This window comes from Stenotrophomonas sp. ZAC14D2_NAIMI4_7 (assembly GCF_003086675.1).
In the GTDB taxonomy this organism is placed as follows: domain Bacteria; phylum Pseudomonadota; class Gammaproteobacteria; order Xanthomonadales; family Xanthomonadaceae; genus Stenotrophomonas.
Genome location: NZ_CP025995.1, coordinates 2,837,671 through 2,853,695 on the forward strand (window position 1 = coordinate 2,837,671; position 16,025 = coordinate 2,853,695).

Sequence of the window (16,025 nt, forward strand, 5' to 3'; positions counted from 1 at the left end):
CCCAGGTAATCGCGACAGACTACCTGAAAAAATGAGAACTTCGTCAGCCCTGCGAATCCTTTGGCTGCGCCAGCCGGGCCATGCGCTGGGCGTCGGCCAGAATGCCGCGCAGCAGGCGCACTTCCTGCTCGCTGGGCTCGGCACGCAGGAACAGGCGGCGCAGCTTGCGCATGGCCGATTCGGGCGCCCGCCCCTTATGGAAATCGATCTCGTCCAGGGTCTGCCCCAGCTGGCCGAAGAAGCTCTCCAGCTGTTCATGGCTGGCCGCCTGTTCGCGCAGGCCTTCTTCAGGCTGCACCACCGGCTGTTGGCCCAGCAGGCGCATGCGCGTTTCATAGGCCAGCACCTGCACCGCCGCGGCCAGGTTGAGCGAACTGAACGCCGGGTCGGACGGAATATGCACGGCGGCGTGGCACAGCTGCAGCTCTTCGTTGGTCAGGCCGGTGCGCTCGCGGCCGAACACCAGCGCCACCTCGGCGCCCTGCCCGGCCTTGTCCACCGCACGGGCAGCGGCATCGACCGGCAGGAACTCCTCCAGCTGCACCCGGCGCGCGCGGGCCGTGCAGCCCAGCACCAGGGTGCAGTCGGCCACGGCCTCGGCCAGGGTGGACACCACGGGCGCATCGCCCAGCACGTCTTCGGCACCGGCCGAGCGGCGGAAGGCCTCCTCGTCCAGCGGCTTTTCAGGGGCGACCAGCACCAGCCGGGCCAGGCCCATGGTCTTCAGGGCGCGCGCGGCGGCCCCCATGTTGCCGGGGTGCTGGGTGCCAACAAGGACGAAACGGATGCGGGTGGCGGCGGGAAACTGGGACATGAACAGGGAAAAGGTCGAGCTGGACGAAGACCAATGGTAAACTGTGCGGCCGGCCACTGCGCCGGACCCGCTCTTTTCCCCCGCCAGCCCTTCTCTTCTGCCTTTCCGGGAGCCCACGCCATGCAGAAACCCGCCGTCACCGTCATGGTCAAGGCCGCCCGCCTCGCCGGCAACGTCCTGTTGCGCAACATCAACAAGCTCGAGGCGCTGAATGTGGTGCAGAAGGGCCGCATGGACTACGCCAGCGAAGTCGATGCCGATGCGGAAAAGGTGATCGTCAAGGAACTCAAGCGCGCCTACCCCGACTACGGCATCTTCGGTGAAGAAGGTGGCGTGCAGGGCGAGCGTCGCCAGATGTGGGTCATCGACCCGCTCGATGGCACCAGCAACTACCTGCGCGGCGTGCCGCACTACTGCGTGTCCATCGCCCTGGTGGAGAACGGCGAACCGACCGACGCGGTGATCTTCGACCCGCTGCGCAATGAACTGTTCACCGCCAGCCGCGGTGCCGGTGCCGTGCTCAACGACCGTCGCATCCGCGTGGCCGACCGCAAGGACCTGGAAGGCACCATGATCCACACCGGCTTCGCGCCGCGTGAGCGCAGCCGCGCCAGCGCACAGCTGAAGGCGTTGGACGCACTGCTGGTGCATGCCGAAGACGTGCGCCGCACCGGTTCGGCCGCGCTGGACCTGGCCTACGTGGCCTGCGGCCGCGCCGATGCCTACTTCGAAGCTGGCGTGAAGGCCTGGGACGTGGCCGCTGGCCTGCTGCTGGTGCGCGAAGCCGGCGGCAAGGTGTGCGACTTCAAGGGCGCCACCCTGGGCCGCATGGACAACCGCGGCCCGGACACCCACCAGATCGTGGCCGGCAACCTGAAGGTGGCCGAGGCCCTGCAGAAGGTGCTGGTGAACACCGCCTACGCCGCCGAGTTCGACGCCAGGTTCTGAGCGTCCACGTAACGCGATTCACTGAAACGGCACCTGCGAAGGTGCCGTTTTCGTTTGTGTAGACGGCGATGTGTCACGGATCTACACGCTGCCAGGTACAGGCGGCTGTGGCTTTTGACCTTGACGTGGGTCCGCCTTGTAGCGAGCCGAGCACCGCAGGGGAACCAGGGGCGAAGAGGCGCGGGTGTCTGAGCGCAGCGAGTTCCGCGCCGTCCCCTGGGTCACCGAGGAGCGCAGGGAACCGTCGTGCGCAGCACGGCGGCCCGCGGATGGCGGCGTGTTTCTTTGGTCACTTTCTTTGCACGAGCAAAGAAAGTGACACCTCTCCGCGGGCGCGGAAACGATCCGCCGGGCATGACCCGGCATCACCGACGCATATATCACCGCAAACAAAAACGCCCGGCGCGAGGCCAGGCGTTCCTGCACCACCTTGAAAGCCGAGGCTTACGCCACCGTCGAAGCCCGCAGCGCGGCAATGCGCTCTTCCAGCGGCGGGTGGCTCATGAACAGCTTCTTGGCGGTCGATCCGGCAATGCCGAAGGCGGCGATCTGGCTGGGCAGCGTGCTCTGGCCATGGTTCAGCTGCAGGCGTTCCAGCGCAGCAATCATCTTCTGGCGCCCGGCCAGCGAGGCACCGCCGGCATCGGCGCGGAATTCGCGATGGCGCGAGAACCACATCGAGATCATGGTGGCGAACAGGCCGAACACCATCTCCAGCACGAACACGATGATGTAGTACGCAAAGCCACGGCCGCCGCCTTCGCGGTTGCCCGACAACGCACTGTCGATCACACCACCCACCACGCGGGCCAGCACGATCACGAACGTGTTCAGCACGCCCTGCAGCAGCGCCATGGTGATCATGTCACCGTTGGCCACGTGGGCGATCTCGTGGCCCAGCACGGCCTCGGCCTCGTCTTCGCTCATGTTGTGCAGCAGGCCGGTGGACACGGCCACCAGCGCGTTGTTGCGGTTGGCACCGGTGGCGAACGCATTGATTTCCGGGCCGTCATACACGGCCACTTCCGGCATGCCGATGCCGGCGGCCTTGGCCTGGCGTTCAACAGTGGCCAGCAGCCAGCGCTCGGTCGGGTTGCGCGGTTCGGTGATCACCACCGCACCGGTGGAACGCTTGGCCATCCACTTGGACAGCAGCAGCGAAATGAAGGAGCCGCCGAAGCCGAAGATCGCGGCCATCACCAGCAGGCCGCTCATCTGGCTGGGATTGACCCCCAGCAGCGACATCACGATGCTGGCCAGGATAAGCACGGCAAAGTTCGTGGCTAGAAAGAGTGCGATGCGGGTAAACATGGAAAATTCCGGCTCGGAAGGGGTCGATATCTGCCAATTTGCGGTGCAGTCAGCTTGAATTCAAGCGCCAACCTGACCGACGATTCAGCCAGCATGACCTCCCCCATTCCCTGCGGCCGCTTTGCGCCCTCGCCCACCGGCCTGCTGCACCCCGGTTCCCTGCTTGCCGCCTTCGGCAGTTGGCTGCTCGTGCGCCACGCCGGCGGCCTGTGGCGGCTGCGCATCGAAGACGTGGACCCACCACGTACCGTTCCCGGTGCGGCACAGGCGCAGTTGCGCACGCTGGCTGATTTCGGCCTGGCCCACAACGGCCCGGTGCTCTGGCAGAGCGAGCGCAACGCCGTCTACCAGGCCGCGCTGGATGTGCTGCTGGCCAGCGACCTGGCCTTCGTCTGCCACTGCAGCCGCAGCGACCTGGCAGCCAGCGGCGGCATCCACCACCGCTGCGTGGCCCGCACGCCGCGAGCGGACCCGGCCGTCCGCTTCCGGGTGCCGCCGGGCAGCGTGGTCCGCTTCGCAGACGGCCTGCGCGGCCCGCAGCAGCAGGACGTACACGCCGAGGTTGGCGATTTCGTGCTGCGCCGCGCCGACGGCTGCTGGGCCTACCAGCTGGCGGTGGTGGTGGATGATGCCGCCCAAGGCGTGACCGAGGTGGTGCGCGGTGCCGACCTGCTCGATTCCACCGCGCGCCAGATCCTGTTGCAGCAGGCCCTGGGCCTGGCCGTGCCGCACTACTGGCACCTGCCGCTGCTGCTGGATGCACCGGGCCACAAGCTGTCCAAATCGCTGGCCGCCCTGCCGGTGGACAGCACCCGGCCGCTGCCGGTACTGCGCCAGCTGTGGGCCCTGCTGGGGCAGCCGCCGGCGGCCCTGGACGACTGCCAGGACCTGCCCGCGCTGCTGCAGGCCGCCAGGCACGCCTTCGATCCGGCGCGCCTGCCACGGCAGGACATCCTGCTGGCCGACGGCGCACTTTCCGCGCCGATGTTGCAGAATCCTCCTTCCCCCACCTGAAACCCGGACAGCATTCCATGACATCTCGCGTCGCACTGGTCACCGGCGGAACCGGCGGCATCGGTACCGCCATCTGCCAACGCCTGGCCGACCAGGGCCACCGGGTCGCCACCAACTACCGCGACGAAGCCAAGGCCCGCGCCTGGCAGCAGGCCATGACCGCGCGCGGCTACCACGTGTCGATCTTCCCCGGCGATGTCTCCGACCCGGCCAGCGCCGAGGCCATGGTGCGCGCGGTGGAAGCCGAACTGGGCCCGGTCGAGATCCTGGTCAACAACGCCGGCATCACCCGCGACACCACCTTCCATCGCATGCGTGCCGAGCAGTGGCACGATGTGATCAACACCAACCTCAATTCGGTGTTCAACGTCACCCGCCCGGTGATCGAAGGCATGCGCCGCCGCGGCTGGGGCCGGGTCATCCAGATCAGTTCGATCAACGGCCTGAAGGGCCAGTATGGCCAGGCCAACTACGCCGCGGCCAAGGCCGGCATGCACGGCTTCACCATCTCGCTGGCACGCGAGAACGCCGGCTTCGGCATCACCGTCAACACCATTTCGCCGGGCTACGTGGCCACCGACATGGTGATGGCCGTGCCCGAAGAGGTGCGCGCCAAGATCATTGCCGACATTCCCACCGGGCGCCTGGGCAAGCCGGAAGAAATCGCCTATGGCGTGTCGTTCCTGGTCGCCGACGAGGCGGCCTGGATCACCGGCAGCAACCTGGATATCAACGGCGGCCACCACATGGGCTGGTAAGCCGCGCAACCCGGGCGGCCACGCCGCTGCGGGGCGGTCGCGCCGCGCTTATGCTGCGCAGCACGCAAACCCTTGCTGCGCAACATGATCGGCGTGCAAAGCCAAGCCCGGCGGGGGCTGGGACGGTTGCCAAGGCTTGTGCACTGCGCCATGCTGCACATCTACTGTGACGAGTACCGCTTCATGGCTGCGACCCGCATCATCAAGAAGTATCCGAATCGTCGTCTGTACGACACCGAGATTTCCAGCTACATCACCATCGAAGACGTGCGCCAGCTGATCCTGGATGGCGAGGATTTCGAGGTCCGCGACGCCAAGAGCGGCGACGACCTGACCCGCTCGGTGCTGCTGCAGATCATTGCCGACCAGGAACAGGACGGCGAACCGATGCTGTCCACCCAGCTGCTGAGCCAGCTGATCCGCTTCTATGGCGATTCGCTGCAGGGCTTCATGGGCAACTACCTGGAACGCAGCATGCAGGTCTTCCTGGACCAGCAGCAGCAGTTCCGCCAGCAGATGGGCAATCTGCTGGGGCAGACCCCGTGGGCAATGATGAACCAGCTGACCGAACGCAACCTGGAGCTGTGGCAGGAGTTCCAGCGCAACATGGGCGCCGGCTTCGGCGGCCCGCGCCCGGGCGGTACCGGTACCGGTACCGGCAGCAAGTCGAACGAGGGCGGTGCCAGCACCGGCGCCGGCACCGGCGGCAAGACCCGGCGCTGAGCCTTTCATCGGCTGCAACGAAAACGGCGCGCCCCTGGCGCGCCGTTTTTTGTTGCAGCCGTCGTTGCCGCGTCATCCACGCACAGCGAGGATCTAGCGCTTGCACCCCGTGCACACGCGCTCGACCTTGTAGCCCTTGGCCTTCAGCTTTTCCACCACGCCATCGCTGCCCAGCAGGTGCAGCCCGCCCACCACCACCAGGGTACCGCCCTGCCCTGCCTGCAGGTACGGCACCAGCTTGGGTACCCAGGCATCGTTGCGGCCGGTGTTGATGCGCTGGTAGAGCTGCGGGTACTGCTGGCGCATCTCCACGGCCATCTTGTTCCACAGCAGGCGCTCATCGCCACGGCGCCAGGCATCGTGCAGCTGGCGTGCCTGCGCATCGCCCTTGGCCACCTCGTCCAGCGCCTCGGCCAGCATCTGCCGCTGTTCGGTGGCGCTCATGCCGTCCAGCATGCTGATCTGGGTATCGATGTCTTCCAGGCCCGCGGTCCTGCGCCCGGTCTTCTGCGCGCGCTCCATGAAGTGGCGGTCCAGGCCCAGCGCCGGGTCCAGGCCCATCTTCTGCATCTGCCCGACCGAAATGGTCAGGCCCACGAACCAGGCCTTCATGCCCTGCAACTGCGCCAGCGGCAGGTTGTTGCTGGCCGCAAACGCCTGCAGCTTCTGCCAGGTCGCCTCGTCCAGGTCACGCTTGAGCTCGCTGCCGTCGGTGCGGGTGGCGGCCTGCACCATGCGGCTGGCCAGCTGCGGCGACTGCATGTCTTCCGGTGACAGTTCGAACACCACGCGCTGCGAGCCGTCGAAGGCCTTTTCGACATCGGCCGACAACGGATAGTCCTGCGCAGTGAGCAGGTGGAACGAGCCGAGCAGGTACAGGCGCGCATCACCGGCGCCGGTCACTTTCCACAGCAGCGGCACCGGCGGCTTGCTGGCGCCGCTCTCGGCAGGCGCACCGCGCGCAGCCGCCAGGGGCGCAACGGCACAGGCCAGCAAAAGTGCAGCGCTTCGCAACAGGGTGGTGATCGTCATGGTCAGCCCTCTCCCGGGGGCAGGTGGTAGGCCTTCTCGCCCGCATCCACGCGCAGGTCCATCCGGTTTTCCGGCGGCGACAGCGGACAGGTCGCGAAGGCGGTGAAGGCACAGGGCGGGTTGTAGGCGCGGTTGAAGTCCAGGGTCAGGCTGCCGTCCGCGGCGGGCGCGGCGGTATCCAGGTAGCGGCCAGCCGGATAGCTGCCATGGCCGCTGGTGCGGTCGGCGAAGATCAGGAACAGCGGCTGGCCAGGTTCACCGATGGCTTCCAGGCGCCATTGCCGTCCATCACGCTCGAACGCCACCGCCCCTGCATTGGGCATCTCGGTGGTCAGGCCGGTGATGTCGACGATGGGCAGGGTCTTGCCGGCCGGGTGGGCGATGAACCGCGCCGGCACCTGCCACTGGGTACCGCCCGGCCAGTACTGCAGGCCGGCGAAATCGCGCCGGGCCGCCGCATCGGCGTGCTTCACCCGCAGCGCGTCACGCGGGCCACGGCGGATCAGGCTCAACTGGCCCTTGCCGCCATCGAAGGCCAGCAGCGTGGGCTGCGCGTCCTTGTCGGTGTCCATGCGGATCCGGCCCCGCACCGGCTGCCCCGCGTGGGTCACGTCGGTGCCGGCTTCGGGGGTGAACCACCATTGGCTGCCTTCGCGGCGCAGCAGGCCCAGCTTGGCCGGGCCCACCGCCAGGCGGATGCCACTGGTGGCACCGCTACCGATGAAGTGCGACTTGTTCTGCAGCCAGTGCAGGCCCACCAGCGCGGTCCAGCCATCGGGCCGCACCAGATCCTGATAGCGCTGCACGCGCCACTGCTGCTGTTGTGCGGCAAAGGCCGGATCTTCGGCCTGAACCGGCGCCGGCGCGGGGGCCGGACTGCAGGCTGCCAGCGCCAGGACGACCAGCAGGCCACCCGCTCCCCAGTAACGCATGGATGCTCCCCTCCAGGTAGCGCGGCTCAGCGGCCGCGCAGGAACCAGCGGTCGATCTCCGCCAGCGAAAAACGGGCCCAGGTCGGCCGACCGTGGTTGCACTGGCCGGACCGCTCAGTGATCTCCATGTCGCGCAGCAGCGCGTTCATTTCCGGCACGGTCAGGCGACGGTTGGCGCGCACGGCGCCGTGGCAGGCCATGGTCGACAGCAGTTCGTCACGCGCGCCGGCAATGCGCCGGCTCTGGCCGTGCTCGCGCAGATCGGTCAGCACATCGCGCAGCAGTCCCTCCGGCTCGGCATTGGCCAACAGTGCAGGAATGCTGCGCACATGCAGCGCGCCGGGCCCGGCACGGGTCACTTCAAACCCCAGCGCGGCCAGCGTTTCCGCTTCGGTTTCAGCGGTATCGGCCTCGCGCTCGCCGACGGCCAGGGTGATCGGCACCAGCAACGGCTGCGACTGCAGGCCGATGCCATCGTGGGCGTTTTTCAGTCGTTCGTAGCCGATGCGCTCGTGCGCGGCATGCATGTCCACCACGATCAGGCCTTCGGCGTTCTCGGCCAGGATGTAGATGCCGTGCAGCTGGGCGATGGCGTAGCCCAGCGGCGGCACGCCGGCATCGGCACTGGTGACCGGCAGGCCGTTCCCGCTCGGCATGGGCGGCAGCGCGCCGCTGCGCTCACCGGCACCGGCGCTGGCATACAGCGCCGCGTAGGCGGCTGGCGCATCGGCCACCTGCAGGCCCAGCGGCTGCTGCGGGCGCCAGCCGGAGAAACCACCACCACCGCCGCCGCCCGAACCGGGCGCGGGGCCGCGCACCAGGCCAAAGCCCGATGCCCCGGCGCTGGACTGCACCGGCGCAGCCGCGGCGTCCACGGGGTGGGCCGCACCGGCACCGATCTCCTGCGCGGATACGCCGGCGCGGGTATCGGCCAGCGCGTCCTTCAGCGTACGGTAAACGAAATCGTGCACCAGCCGCGAATCACGGAAGCGCACTTCATGCTTGGCCGGATGCACGTTCACGTCCACCCGGGTCGGGTCCAGTTCCAGGAACAGCACATACGCCGGCTGGCGGCCGTGATACAGCACATCGCCATAGGCCATCTTGACCGCATGCGCCACGCTGCGGTCACGCACCGAACGGCCGTTCACGTACAGATACTGCTGGTCGGCGCTGGCCCGCGAATAATGCGGCTGCGCGATCCAGCCGTGCAGGCGCAGGCCGGCACCGCTGTGGTCCACGCGCACCGCCTGGGTGGCGAAATCCTCGCCCAGCGTTTCCGCCAACCGCGTATCGGAATACAGATCACCCGGCTTGTAGCGCCGCGATGCTTTGCCGTTGTGCGACACGCGCAGCTCGACATCGGGCCGTGCCAGCGCCAGCGAACGCAGCCACTCTTCGATGTGGCCCAGTTCGGTGCGCTCGGCGCGCAGGAACTTGCGTCGTGCCGGCACGTTGTAGAACAGCTCGCGTACTTCCACCGTGGTGCCCGGCGCATGCGCGCGCGGGGTCACTTCACCGATCTTGCCGCCTTCGATCTGCAGCGCCGAACCGTGTTCGTCATGGGCGCGGCGCGAGGCCAGGGTGAAGCGGCTGACCGAGGCGATGGACGGCAGCGCTTCGCCGCGGAAGCCCAGCGTGGCCACCGATTCCAGATCATCCAGATCGGCGATCTTGCTGGTGGCGTGCCGCGATACCGCCAGCGGCAACTGTTCCGGCGCGATGCCGCTGCCGTTGTCGCGGATGCGGATCAGGCGCACGCCGCCCTCTTCCAGATCGATGTCGACGCGGCTGGCGCCGGCATCGATGGCGTTCTCGACAAGTTCCTTCACGACCGACGCAGGGCGTTCGACCACTTCGCCGGCGGCGATCTGGTTGATCAGGATTTCCGGCAACGGCCGGATCGGGCGCGGATGAGCATCAGACTTCATCCAGCGATGATAACGGAGCCGCCGGTCGTACAGTCGAGCCATGCTCGACTGGCAGGGTGCCGGTAATGCCCAGTCGAGCGCGGCTCGACTCTACAGAAGGCAATAACCCGCCATCGGCGGATTACTTGCTGCCGCCGGCCATGGTGGCGGCGGCGTCGATCTCGGCCTGCGCGCGGGCGGCGTACAGCGTGCCCGGCGGCGGCTGGCGGCTGAAGAAGGTGTGCACGCCATCCAGCACGGCGCCGGCAACCTTGCGCTGGTACGCCGGGTCGGTCAGGCGGCGCTCTTCGTCGGGGTTGGAGATGAAGGCCGTTTCCACCAGCATGGCCGGCATGTCCGAGGTGCGCAGCACCGCGAAGTTGGCCCGCTCGATGTTCGGCTTGTGGTTGTTGCCGATCCGCTTCAGGCCGCCCAGCACGTGCCCGGCCGCGTCTTCGGATGCCTTCATGTAGCCACTCTGGGCCAGGTCCAGCAGCACGCTGGCCAGGGTGCCTTCGGTCTGTTGCAGGCGCACGCCGCCGACCAGGTCGGCCGCGTTTTCCTTGTCCGCCAGCCAACGCGCGCGTTGCGAGGACGCGCCCTTGGTGGACAGCACGTACACCGACGAACCGGTGGCCGAGCGGTTTTCCGCCGCGTCGGCGTGGATCGAAATGAAGATGTCGGCCTTGTTCGCACGCGCCTTCTGCGCACGCATCGGCAGCGGGATGAAGACGTCGCTGTCGCGGGTCAGGAAGGCCTTCAGCCCCGGCGTTGCGTTGACCTGGCGCGCCAGTTCACGCGCAACCGCCAGGGTCACGTCCTTTTCGCGCTTGCCGGTCGGGCCGATCGCGCCCGGATCCTGGCCACCGTGTCCCGGGTCGATCGCCACTACGAGCTGGCGCATGCCGGGCTGCATGCGGATACGCGAGGCATCGCTGGGCATGGCCGGGCGCGGCGCCTCGGTGGGGGCTGCGGGCGTCGGCGCCGGTGCGGCCGGCGCGCTGACCACGGCGCGGGTCGGCTGGCCGGCCAGAATGGCGGCCGGGGAACCGGCAGCCGGCGCACTGACGGCCACGGTGCCCGCTGCAGCCACCTGTGCCGGAGTGGTGGTGGGTGCGGGCGCCGGTGCCACCGGAGCCGCCGCACTGGCGCTGGCCTGCTGCTGCACCTGCGCGGTCAGCAGCGCGGTAGCACGCGCGGCATCGCCGCGGGTCTGCGCGCTCTGCGCCGCAGGCGTGGGCGCCGCCGCCGGGCTGGCAACGGGGGCCTGCGCGGCCGGCGCGCTGGCAACCGGTGCCCCACCGTCACCCGGCCACTCGATCACCAGCTTGGATTCATTGCCTTCACGCTGCATCTGCGGGCGGAACGGCGCGACCGATTCGGCCAGGTCGAAGACCACGCGGAAGGTGCCGGGCACCGGCTGGCCGGTACGAACAGCCGTAACCACACCCTGCGCGGCCGGCATCTTCAGGTTGCGCACCGCGCTGGAGTCGGGGAAATCGACCACCAGCCGGTTGGGCGAAGACAGCGACAGGGTCTTGTAGCCGCCACTGCCAACCAGCGCGATCTCGGCGCGGGTGCCGGTCGAACCGGTGTTCAGCACGACTTGGCGCACCTCGCCCGCCCACGCAGCCGCGCTCGTCAGACCCAGTCCGACGGCGGCACAGATGGCGATGAGACGGTTCCCCAGGCGCATGGCTCAGGATTCAATCACCGCGCTGAACGGAATGCAACACCTTTTTCCTTAATAATCCGTAACCTGCCGATGTTTGTTCTCGTCAGGCGACAGAAATGGCCTGCAAGTCGCCCCCATCGGGAAGCCGATCCAGCCATTCCAGGCCTGCGTCGCTGACGGCAGTGAGACGGACTCGCCGGCCGTGGCCTTCGATTTCCAGCGCCACCACCAGGTCGGTCGGCGGCAGCGCACCGGCGCCGCGTTCGGGCCATTCCACCAGCCACAACACCGCACTGCCCTCGTCCAGGCCGAGAAAATCCAGCTCGCCGGCCTGGCCGATGCGGTACAGGTCCAGGTGCCAGGCCTCGCCGCCGCTGGTCAGCGGATAACGCTCGACCAGGGTGTAGGTCGGGCTGCGGATCGCCCCCTGCACGCCCAGCGCACGCAGCAGCGCACGGGCGGTGGTGGATTTGCCAGCCCCCAGGTCGCCACGCAGTTCAACCACCGCCTGCGGCGGACGGGTCGCGGCCAACCATTGGCCCAGCAGTTCGGTGGCCTCGGGATCGGCCAGGAAGAATTCAGTCATCGGGGGTGTTCCGGGTTGGCCAGCCGGCGCAGGGGCGCCAGCAGATCAGTAGGAAGCAGGCCGCGCGCGCCATCGGCCGCAGCCGCATCGCCGGCCAGCGCGTGCAGGAGCGCACCGCCCGCCGCCGCGTCGAAGGCGGACAGGCCCTGCGCGCGCAGGCTGGCAATGATGCCGGTCAGCAGGTCGCCCATGCCACCCACGGCCATGCCGGGGTTGCCCGCGGCGATCAGGCGCGGCGACTGCCCCGGCGCAGCAACAATGCTGCCGGCGCCCTTCAGCACCACCGCGGCGTGGTAACGCTGTGCCAGTGCCTGCGCACTGCCGGCTCGGTCGGCCTGGATGGCCGCGGTAGTGGTGTCCAGCAGCCGGGCTGCCTCGCCGGGGTGCGGGGTCAGGATAGCGTCGGCAATGCTGTGCGGGTCCTGAGCCAGCAGGTTCAGGGCATCAGCGTCGATCACCAGCGGCTTGCCGCAGGCCGTTACCCGCGCAAACAGCGCACGCGCCCAGTCGTCCTGGCCCAGCCCCGGACCGATCGCCACCACGCCGGCACGGCCCAGCAGCGCCGGCAGCGCACCCCCGTCTTCCAGCGCATGGGACATGGCTTCGGGCAGGCGAGCCAGCAACGGGCCCACGTGATCGCGACGGGTGCCGATGCTCAACAAGCCCGCACCCGCGCGCAGGGCGGCTTCGGCGGCCAGGGCGATGGCGCCGCCACTGCCATGGTTGCCGCCCACGCACAGGACGTGGCCCGACTCCCCCTTGTGCGTGTTGGCCCGCCGCGGCGGCAGCAGGGCTGCCAGGCGATCACCTGTCCAGCATTCAGCGGCCGCTTCCACGCCCTGCCAAGCGGCCTTGGGCAGTTGCAGCGCCGCCAGGGCGTGTTCGCCCACATGCTCCAGTGCGTCGCCGGTATACAGGCCGCGGTGCGGCACGATGAACTGCAGCGTCAGCGCGGCATGCACCGCGACACCGGGCACGCTGCCGCGGTCGGCATCGACGCCGCTGGGCACATCCAGTGCCAGCACCGGTGAGCCCTGCGCGTTCAATGCATCGATCAGCGCCTTGGCCACGCCTTCCGGCGCTCGGTCGAAGCCGAGGCCGAACAAGGCATCCACCCAGACATCGGCGTCGGGCAGCGTTCCATCGAACTCGGTCAGCGCGCCCCCGACGGACCTGAAATCCGATGCGGCGCGCCGTGCCAGCGGGGTGCCCGGCGGTCTGCCCGGCTGGGCCAGCACGCTCACCCGGCGCCCGGCCAGCTGCGCATGGCGGGCCAGCACCAGGCCATCGCCGCCATTATTGCCACTGCCCACCACCACGCCTACGTGCAGCGCCTGCGGCCAGTGCCGCAACAGGCGCTGCCAGGCGGCCAGCCCGGCCTGGGCCATCAGCTCCCAGCCGCCATCGCCGGCGAGCGCCGACGCCTGCGCATCAAGCGCACGCGCGGCAGCGGAATCGAACAGATCGGCAAGGTTGGCCATGCAGAGATTTTATACTGGTGCGCATGTCCCCTGCCCCTGTCCCCCTCGATCCGGCCCTGGCCGTGCAGCGCATCCGCGATCTGGCGCGCGCGCACGGCTTCCAGCGCTGCGGCATTGCCGGCATCGAGCTTGGCGAGGATGAAGCGCACCTGGCCGATTGGCTGGGCCAGGGCCTGTACGGCACCATGGACTGGATGGCCCGACACGGCACGCTGCGCGCCCGCCCCGCGGAACTGCTGCCCGGCACGGTGCGGGTGATTTCGGTGGGCATGGATTACAGCCACAAGGACGACACCGAAGCCTGGGCGACCCTGGCCGATCCCGGCCGCGCCTACGTGGCGCGCTACGCGCTGGGCCGCGATTACCACAAGCTGATGCGCAACCGGCTGCAGAAGCTGGCCACACAGATCAACGATGAAGTGGCGCCGCTGGGCTACCGCGTCTTCGTCGATTCCGCACCGGTGCTCGAACGCGCGCTGGCGCGCAACGCCGGGCTGGGCTGGATCGGCAAGCACACCTGTCTGATCGATCGCCATGGTGGCTCGTGGTTCTTCATCGGCGAGATCTACATCGACCTTCCGCTGCCGATCGATGCAGCGGCCACGGCGCACTGCGGCACCTGCACGCGCTGCATCGATGTCTGCCCTACCCAGGCCATCACCGCGCCGCATCGACTGGATGCACGCCGCTGCATTTCCTACCTGACCATCGAGCACGACGGCGCCATTCCCGAAGACATGCGGCCGTTGATCGGAAACCGCATCTATGGCTGCGATGACTGCCAGCTGGTCTGCCCCTGGAACAAGTTCGCCAAGCGCACCGACGAAGCCGATTTCCGCGCGCGCAACAACCTGGATACCGCGCGCCTGGACCAGCTGTTCGCCTGGGACGAAGCCGAGTTCCTGCGCCGTACCGAGGGCAGCCCGATCCGCCGCAGCGGCCACGAACGCTGGCTGCGCAATATTGCCGTGGCGCTGGGCAATGCGCCGGCATCGGCCGAGGCACTGGCCGCACTGCATACCCGCGCCAACGATCCCTCGCCCGTGGTGCGCGAGCACGTGCAGTGGGCGCTGGCCCAGCACGGCGCAGCCTGACGTGCGATCCTGAGCCCCCGTTCCACCCTCCACGCGCCGCATCCATGCAAGCTCGCAACAACGACATCCTCACCCCCAGCCAGCTCAACACCCTGGCCCGTGACCTGCTGGAAGGCAGCTTCCCGGCCATCTGGGTGGAAGCCGAGCTGGGCAGCGTGGCGCGCCCCGCCTCCGGGCACCTGTACTTCACCCTGAAGGATGCGCGCGCGCAGCTGCGTGCCGCCATGTTCCGGATGAAGGCGCAGTACCTGAAGTTCGTGCCACGCGAGGGCATGCGCGTGCTGGTGCGCGGCAAGGTAACGCTGTATGACGCGCGCGGTGAGTACCAGATGGTGCTCGACCATATGGAGGAAGCCGGCGAAGGCGCCCTGCGCCGCGCGTTCGAAGAACTGAAGGCACGGCTGCAGGCCGAGGGGCTGTTCGACCCCGCACGCAAGCGGCCCATGCCTGCGCATGTGCAACGCCTGGCGGTGATCACCTCACCCACCGGTGCCGCCGTGCGCGACGTGCTGAGTGTGCTGGCGCGGCGCTTCCCGCTGCTGGAAGTGGACCTGCTGCCGACCCTGGTTCAGGGCAGCAGTGCTGCCGCGCAGATCACCCGATTGCTGCAGGCCGCCGATGCCAGCGGCCGCTACGATGTGATCCTGCTCACCCGTGGTGGCGGTTCACTGGAAGACCTGTGGGCCTTCAACGACGAGGCGCTGGCCCGCGCGATCGCTGCCAGCGGCACGCCGGTGGTTTCGGCCGTCGGCCACGAGACCGACTTCAGCCTCAGCGATTTCGCTGCCGATCTGCGCGCACCCACACCGTCGGTGGCCGCCGAACTGCTGGTGCCGGACCAGCGCGAACTGGCCCTGCGCCTGCGCCGCAGCGCGGCGCGCATGGTGCAGCTGCAGCGGCATGCGATGCAGCAGGCGATGCAGCGCGCCGACCGTGCGCTGTTGCGTCTGAACGCGCAGAGCCCGCAGGCGCGACTGGACCTGCTGCGCCGCCGCCAGGTGGATCTGGGCCGACGCCTGCGTGCCGCCTTCAACCAACAGCACGAGCGTCGTGCAGCGCGCCTGCGCCATGCCGCGGCGGTGCTGCGCGCGCACCAACCGCAGCGCGAGCTGGACGAGATGCAGCGGCGCCTGGTCGCATTGCGCGGGCGTCCGCAGGCCGCATTGCAGCGGCTGCTGGAACGTGATGCCCTGCGCCTGCGTGGGCTGGCGCGTTCACTGGAAGCGGTCAGTCCGCTGGCCACCGTGGCGCGCGGCTACAGCATCCTGACCCGTGCCGACGATGGCGCGCTGGTGCGGCACATCGACCAGGTGCAGCCGGGCGATGCCCTGCAGGCCCGCGTGGGCGACGGCGTGATCGACGTGCAGGTCAAGTAAGGGGGGGGCCGCAGGGCTGCGCCCTGCACCTGCCGAGGCAACAGCAACAGCCGAAGCAACAGCATGCATTGCGCGGCATGGCGGGGCGGTGTGGGTGTGCAGGACACGCCGCAAGTACGTCCGTGTAGCAACTGTGTTGTGGGATGGGATTTTGGCCGTCTGGCAGACAGGCACGGCAAAGCCGGCTGCCGGCCGGCAGCCGCTGCCGTGCGCCCTGGGCGTGCCTCAAGCGGGGATCGGTCCGCTTGAGGCGTCGCGCACGCGGGCGTTGAGAATGACCAGCATCTTCCGCATCACGGCCACGATGGCCACTTTCCCTTCCTTGCCGCGGGCCCGCAGCGACCGGTAAAAGTCCCGCAACCGCGGCTCAT

General features: G+C 68.7%; 14 protein-coding genes and 1 pseudogene. 6 read left to right on the forward strand and 9 right to left on the reverse strand.

The window, feature by feature from the left end; genetic code table 11:
• Positions 1-43: 43 nt before the first annotated feature.
• Positions 44-814, reverse strand: coding sequence for an RNA methyltransferase (locus C1922_RS13060; RefSeq protein ID WP_108750150.1), 771 nt, complete (start codon positions 812-814; stop codon positions 44-46).
• A 120-nt stretch (positions 815-934) separates the two neighbouring features.
• Here C1922_RS13060 and C1922_RS13065 point away from each other — a divergent pair, with 120 nt between their 5' ends.
• Positions 935-1,762: an inositol monophosphatase family protein gene (locus C1922_RS13065; RefSeq protein WP_108750151.1), complete on the forward strand. Its 828-nt coding sequence runs from the start codon at positions 935-937 to the stop codon at positions 1,760-1,762.
• 444 nt (positions 1,763-2,206) lie between these two features.
• Here the strand turns inward: C1922_RS13065 and htpX are convergent, their stop codons facing one another.
• Positions 2,207-3,073 carry a protease HtpX gene (gene htpX, locus C1922_RS13070; protein ID WP_108750152.1) on the reverse strand — a complete coding sequence of 289 codons (867 nt, stop codon included), beginning with the start codon at positions 3,071-3,073 and terminating at the stop codon, positions 2,207-2,209.
• Positions 3,074-3,166: 93 nt separating this feature from the next.
• Between htpX and gluQRS the strand changes: the two genes are divergently transcribed.
• From gluQRS to phaR, 3 genes are all read left to right on the forward strand, one after another.
• Positions 3,167-4,087, forward strand: coding sequence for a tRNA glutamyl-Q(34) synthetase GluQRS (gene gluQRS / locus C1922_RS13075; RefSeq protein ID WP_108750153.1), 921 nt, complete (start codon positions 3,167-3,169; stop codon positions 4,085-4,087).
• A 17-nt stretch (positions 4,088-4,104) separates the two neighbouring features.
• Positions 4,105-4,845, forward strand: a complete 741-nt coding sequence (locus C1922_RS13080; RefSeq protein ID WP_108750154.1) for a beta-ketoacyl-ACP reductase — start codon at positions 4,105-4,107, stop codon at positions 4,843-4,845.
• A gap of 183 nt (positions 4,846-5,028) precedes the next feature.
• Complete coding sequence (gene phaR, locus C1922_RS13085) at positions 5,029-5,568, forward strand: polyhydroxyalkanoate synthesis repressor PhaR (protein ID WP_108751594.1); 540 nt, start codon at positions 5,029-5,031, stop codon at positions 5,566-5,568.
• Between the two features lie 93 nt (positions 5,569-5,661).
• Here phaR and C1922_RS13090 read toward each other — a convergent pair whose 3' ends face one another.
• From C1922_RS13090 to C1922_RS13115, 6 genes are all read right to left on the reverse strand, one after another.
• Positions 5,662-6,600: a TraB/GumN family protein gene (locus C1922_RS13090; protein WP_108750155.1), complete on the reverse strand. Its 939-nt coding sequence runs from the start codon at positions 6,598-6,600 to the stop codon at positions 5,662-5,664.
• A gap of 2 nt (positions 6,601-6,602) precedes the next feature.
• Positions 6,603-7,532 (reverse strand): DUF1684 domain-containing protein, encoded by a 930-nt coding sequence (locus C1922_RS13095; protein ID WP_108750156.1) that lies wholly within the window; start codon positions 7,530-7,532, stop codon positions 6,603-6,605.
• Between the two features lie 26 nt (positions 7,533-7,558).
• Entirely contained in the window at positions 7,559-9,463 is a 1,905-nt protein-coding gene (gene mutL / locus C1922_RS13100; protein WP_108750157.1) for a DNA mismatch repair endonuclease MutL, read from the reverse strand.
• A 121-nt stretch (positions 9,464-9,584) separates the two neighbouring features.
• On the reverse strand, positions 9,585-11,138 hold the full coding sequence (locus C1922_RS13105) for an N-acetylmuramoyl-L-alanine amidase (protein WP_108750158.1): 1,554 nt from the start codon (positions 11,136-11,138) through the stop codon (positions 9,585-9,587).
• An 82-nt stretch (positions 11,139-11,220) separates the two neighbouring features.
• The gene (gene tsaE / locus C1922_RS13110; protein WP_108750159.1) at positions 11,221-11,703 is read right to left on the reverse strand and encodes a tRNA (adenosine(37)-N6)-threonylcarbamoyltransferase complex ATPase subunit type 1 TsaE; all 483 of its coding nucleotides are present in this window, start codon (positions 11,701-11,703) and stop codon (positions 11,221-11,223) included.
• On the reverse strand, positions 11,700-13,184 hold the full coding sequence (locus tag C1922_RS13115; protein WP_108750160.1) for an NAD(P)H-hydrate dehydratase: 1,485 nt from the start codon (positions 13,182-13,184) through the stop codon (positions 11,700-11,702). Before C1922_RS13115 ends, tsaE begins: the two co-directional genes overlap by 4 nt.
• 23 nt (positions 13,185-13,207) lie before the next feature.
• On the opposite strand from C1922_RS13115, the gene queG reads away from it, so the two are divergent.
• Together queG and xseA are read left to right on the forward strand one after the other, a co-directional pair.
• Positions 13,208-14,278, forward strand: a complete 1,071-nt coding sequence (gene queG, locus C1922_RS13120) for a tRNA epoxyqueuosine(34) reductase QueG (protein WP_108750161.1) — start codon at positions 13,208-13,210, stop codon at positions 14,276-14,278.
• Positions 14,279-14,322: 44 nt separating this feature from the next.
• Positions 14,323-15,654: an exodeoxyribonuclease VII large subunit gene (gene xseA, locus C1922_RS13125; protein WP_108750162.1), complete on the forward strand. Its 1,332-nt coding sequence runs from the start codon at positions 14,323-14,325 to the stop codon at positions 15,652-15,654.
• Between the two features lie 225 nt (positions 15,655-15,879).
• On the opposite strand, the pseudogene C1922_RS13130 reads toward xseA, so the two are convergent.
• Positions 15,880-16,025 (reverse strand): annotated as a pseudogene (locus tag C1922_RS13130) (IS110 family transposase); the annotation flags it as partial.

Bases quoted from the DNA above. Each gene is read 5' to 3' on its own strand.
- C1922_RS13115 (WP_108750160.1), bottom strand. From the start codon at position 13,184: ATGGCCAACCTTGCCGATCTGTTCGATTCCGCTGCCGCGCGTGCGCTT.
- C1922_RS13060 (WP_108750150.1), bottom strand. From the start codon at position 814: ATGTCCCAGTTTCCCGCCGCCACCCGCATCCGTTTCGTCCTTGTTGGC.
- htpX (WP_108750152.1), bottom strand. From the start codon at position 3,073: ATGTTTACCCGCATCGCACTCTTTCTAGCCACGAACTTTGCCGTGCTT.
- xseA (WP_108750162.1), top strand. From the start codon at position 14,323: ATGCAAGCTCGCAACAACGACATCCTCACCCCCAGCCAGCTCAACACC.
- phaR (WP_108751594.1), top strand. From the start codon at position 5,029: ATGGCTGCGACCCGCATCATCAAGAAGTATCCGAATCGTCGTCTGTAC.
- gluQRS (WP_108750153.1), top strand. From the start codon at position 3,167: ATGACCTCCCCCATTCCCTGCGGCCGCTTTGCGCCCTCGCCCACCGGC.
- C1922_RS13090 (WP_108750155.1), bottom strand. From the start codon at position 6,600: ATGACGATCACCACCCTGTTGCGAAGCGCTGCACTTTTGCTGGCCTGT.
- mutL (WP_108750157.1), bottom strand. From the start codon at position 9,463: ATGAAGTCTGATGCTCATCCGCGCCCGATCCGGCCGTTGCCGGAAATC.
- C1922_RS13095 (WP_108750156.1), bottom strand. From the start codon at position 7,532: ATGCGTTACTGGGGAGCGGGTGGCCTGCTGGTCGTCCTGGCGCTGGCA.
- C1922_RS13080 (WP_108750154.1), top strand. From the start codon at position 4,105: ATGACATCTCGCGTCGCACTGGTCACCGGCGGAACCGGCGGCATCGGT.
- tsaE (WP_108750159.1), bottom strand. From the start codon at position 11,703: ATGACTGAATTCTTCCTGGCCGATCCCGAGGCCACCGAACTGCTGGGC.
- queG (WP_108750161.1), top strand. From the start codon at position 13,208: ATGTCCCCTGCCCCTGTCCCCCTCGATCCGGCCCTGGCCGTGCAGCGC.
- C1922_RS13105 (WP_108750158.1), bottom strand. From the start codon at position 11,138: ATGCGCCTGGGGAACCGTCTCATCGCCATCTGTGCCGCCGTCGGACTG.
- C1922_RS13065 (WP_108750151.1), top strand. From the start codon at position 935: ATGCAGAAACCCGCCGTCACCGTCATGGTCAAGGCCGCCCGCCTCGCC.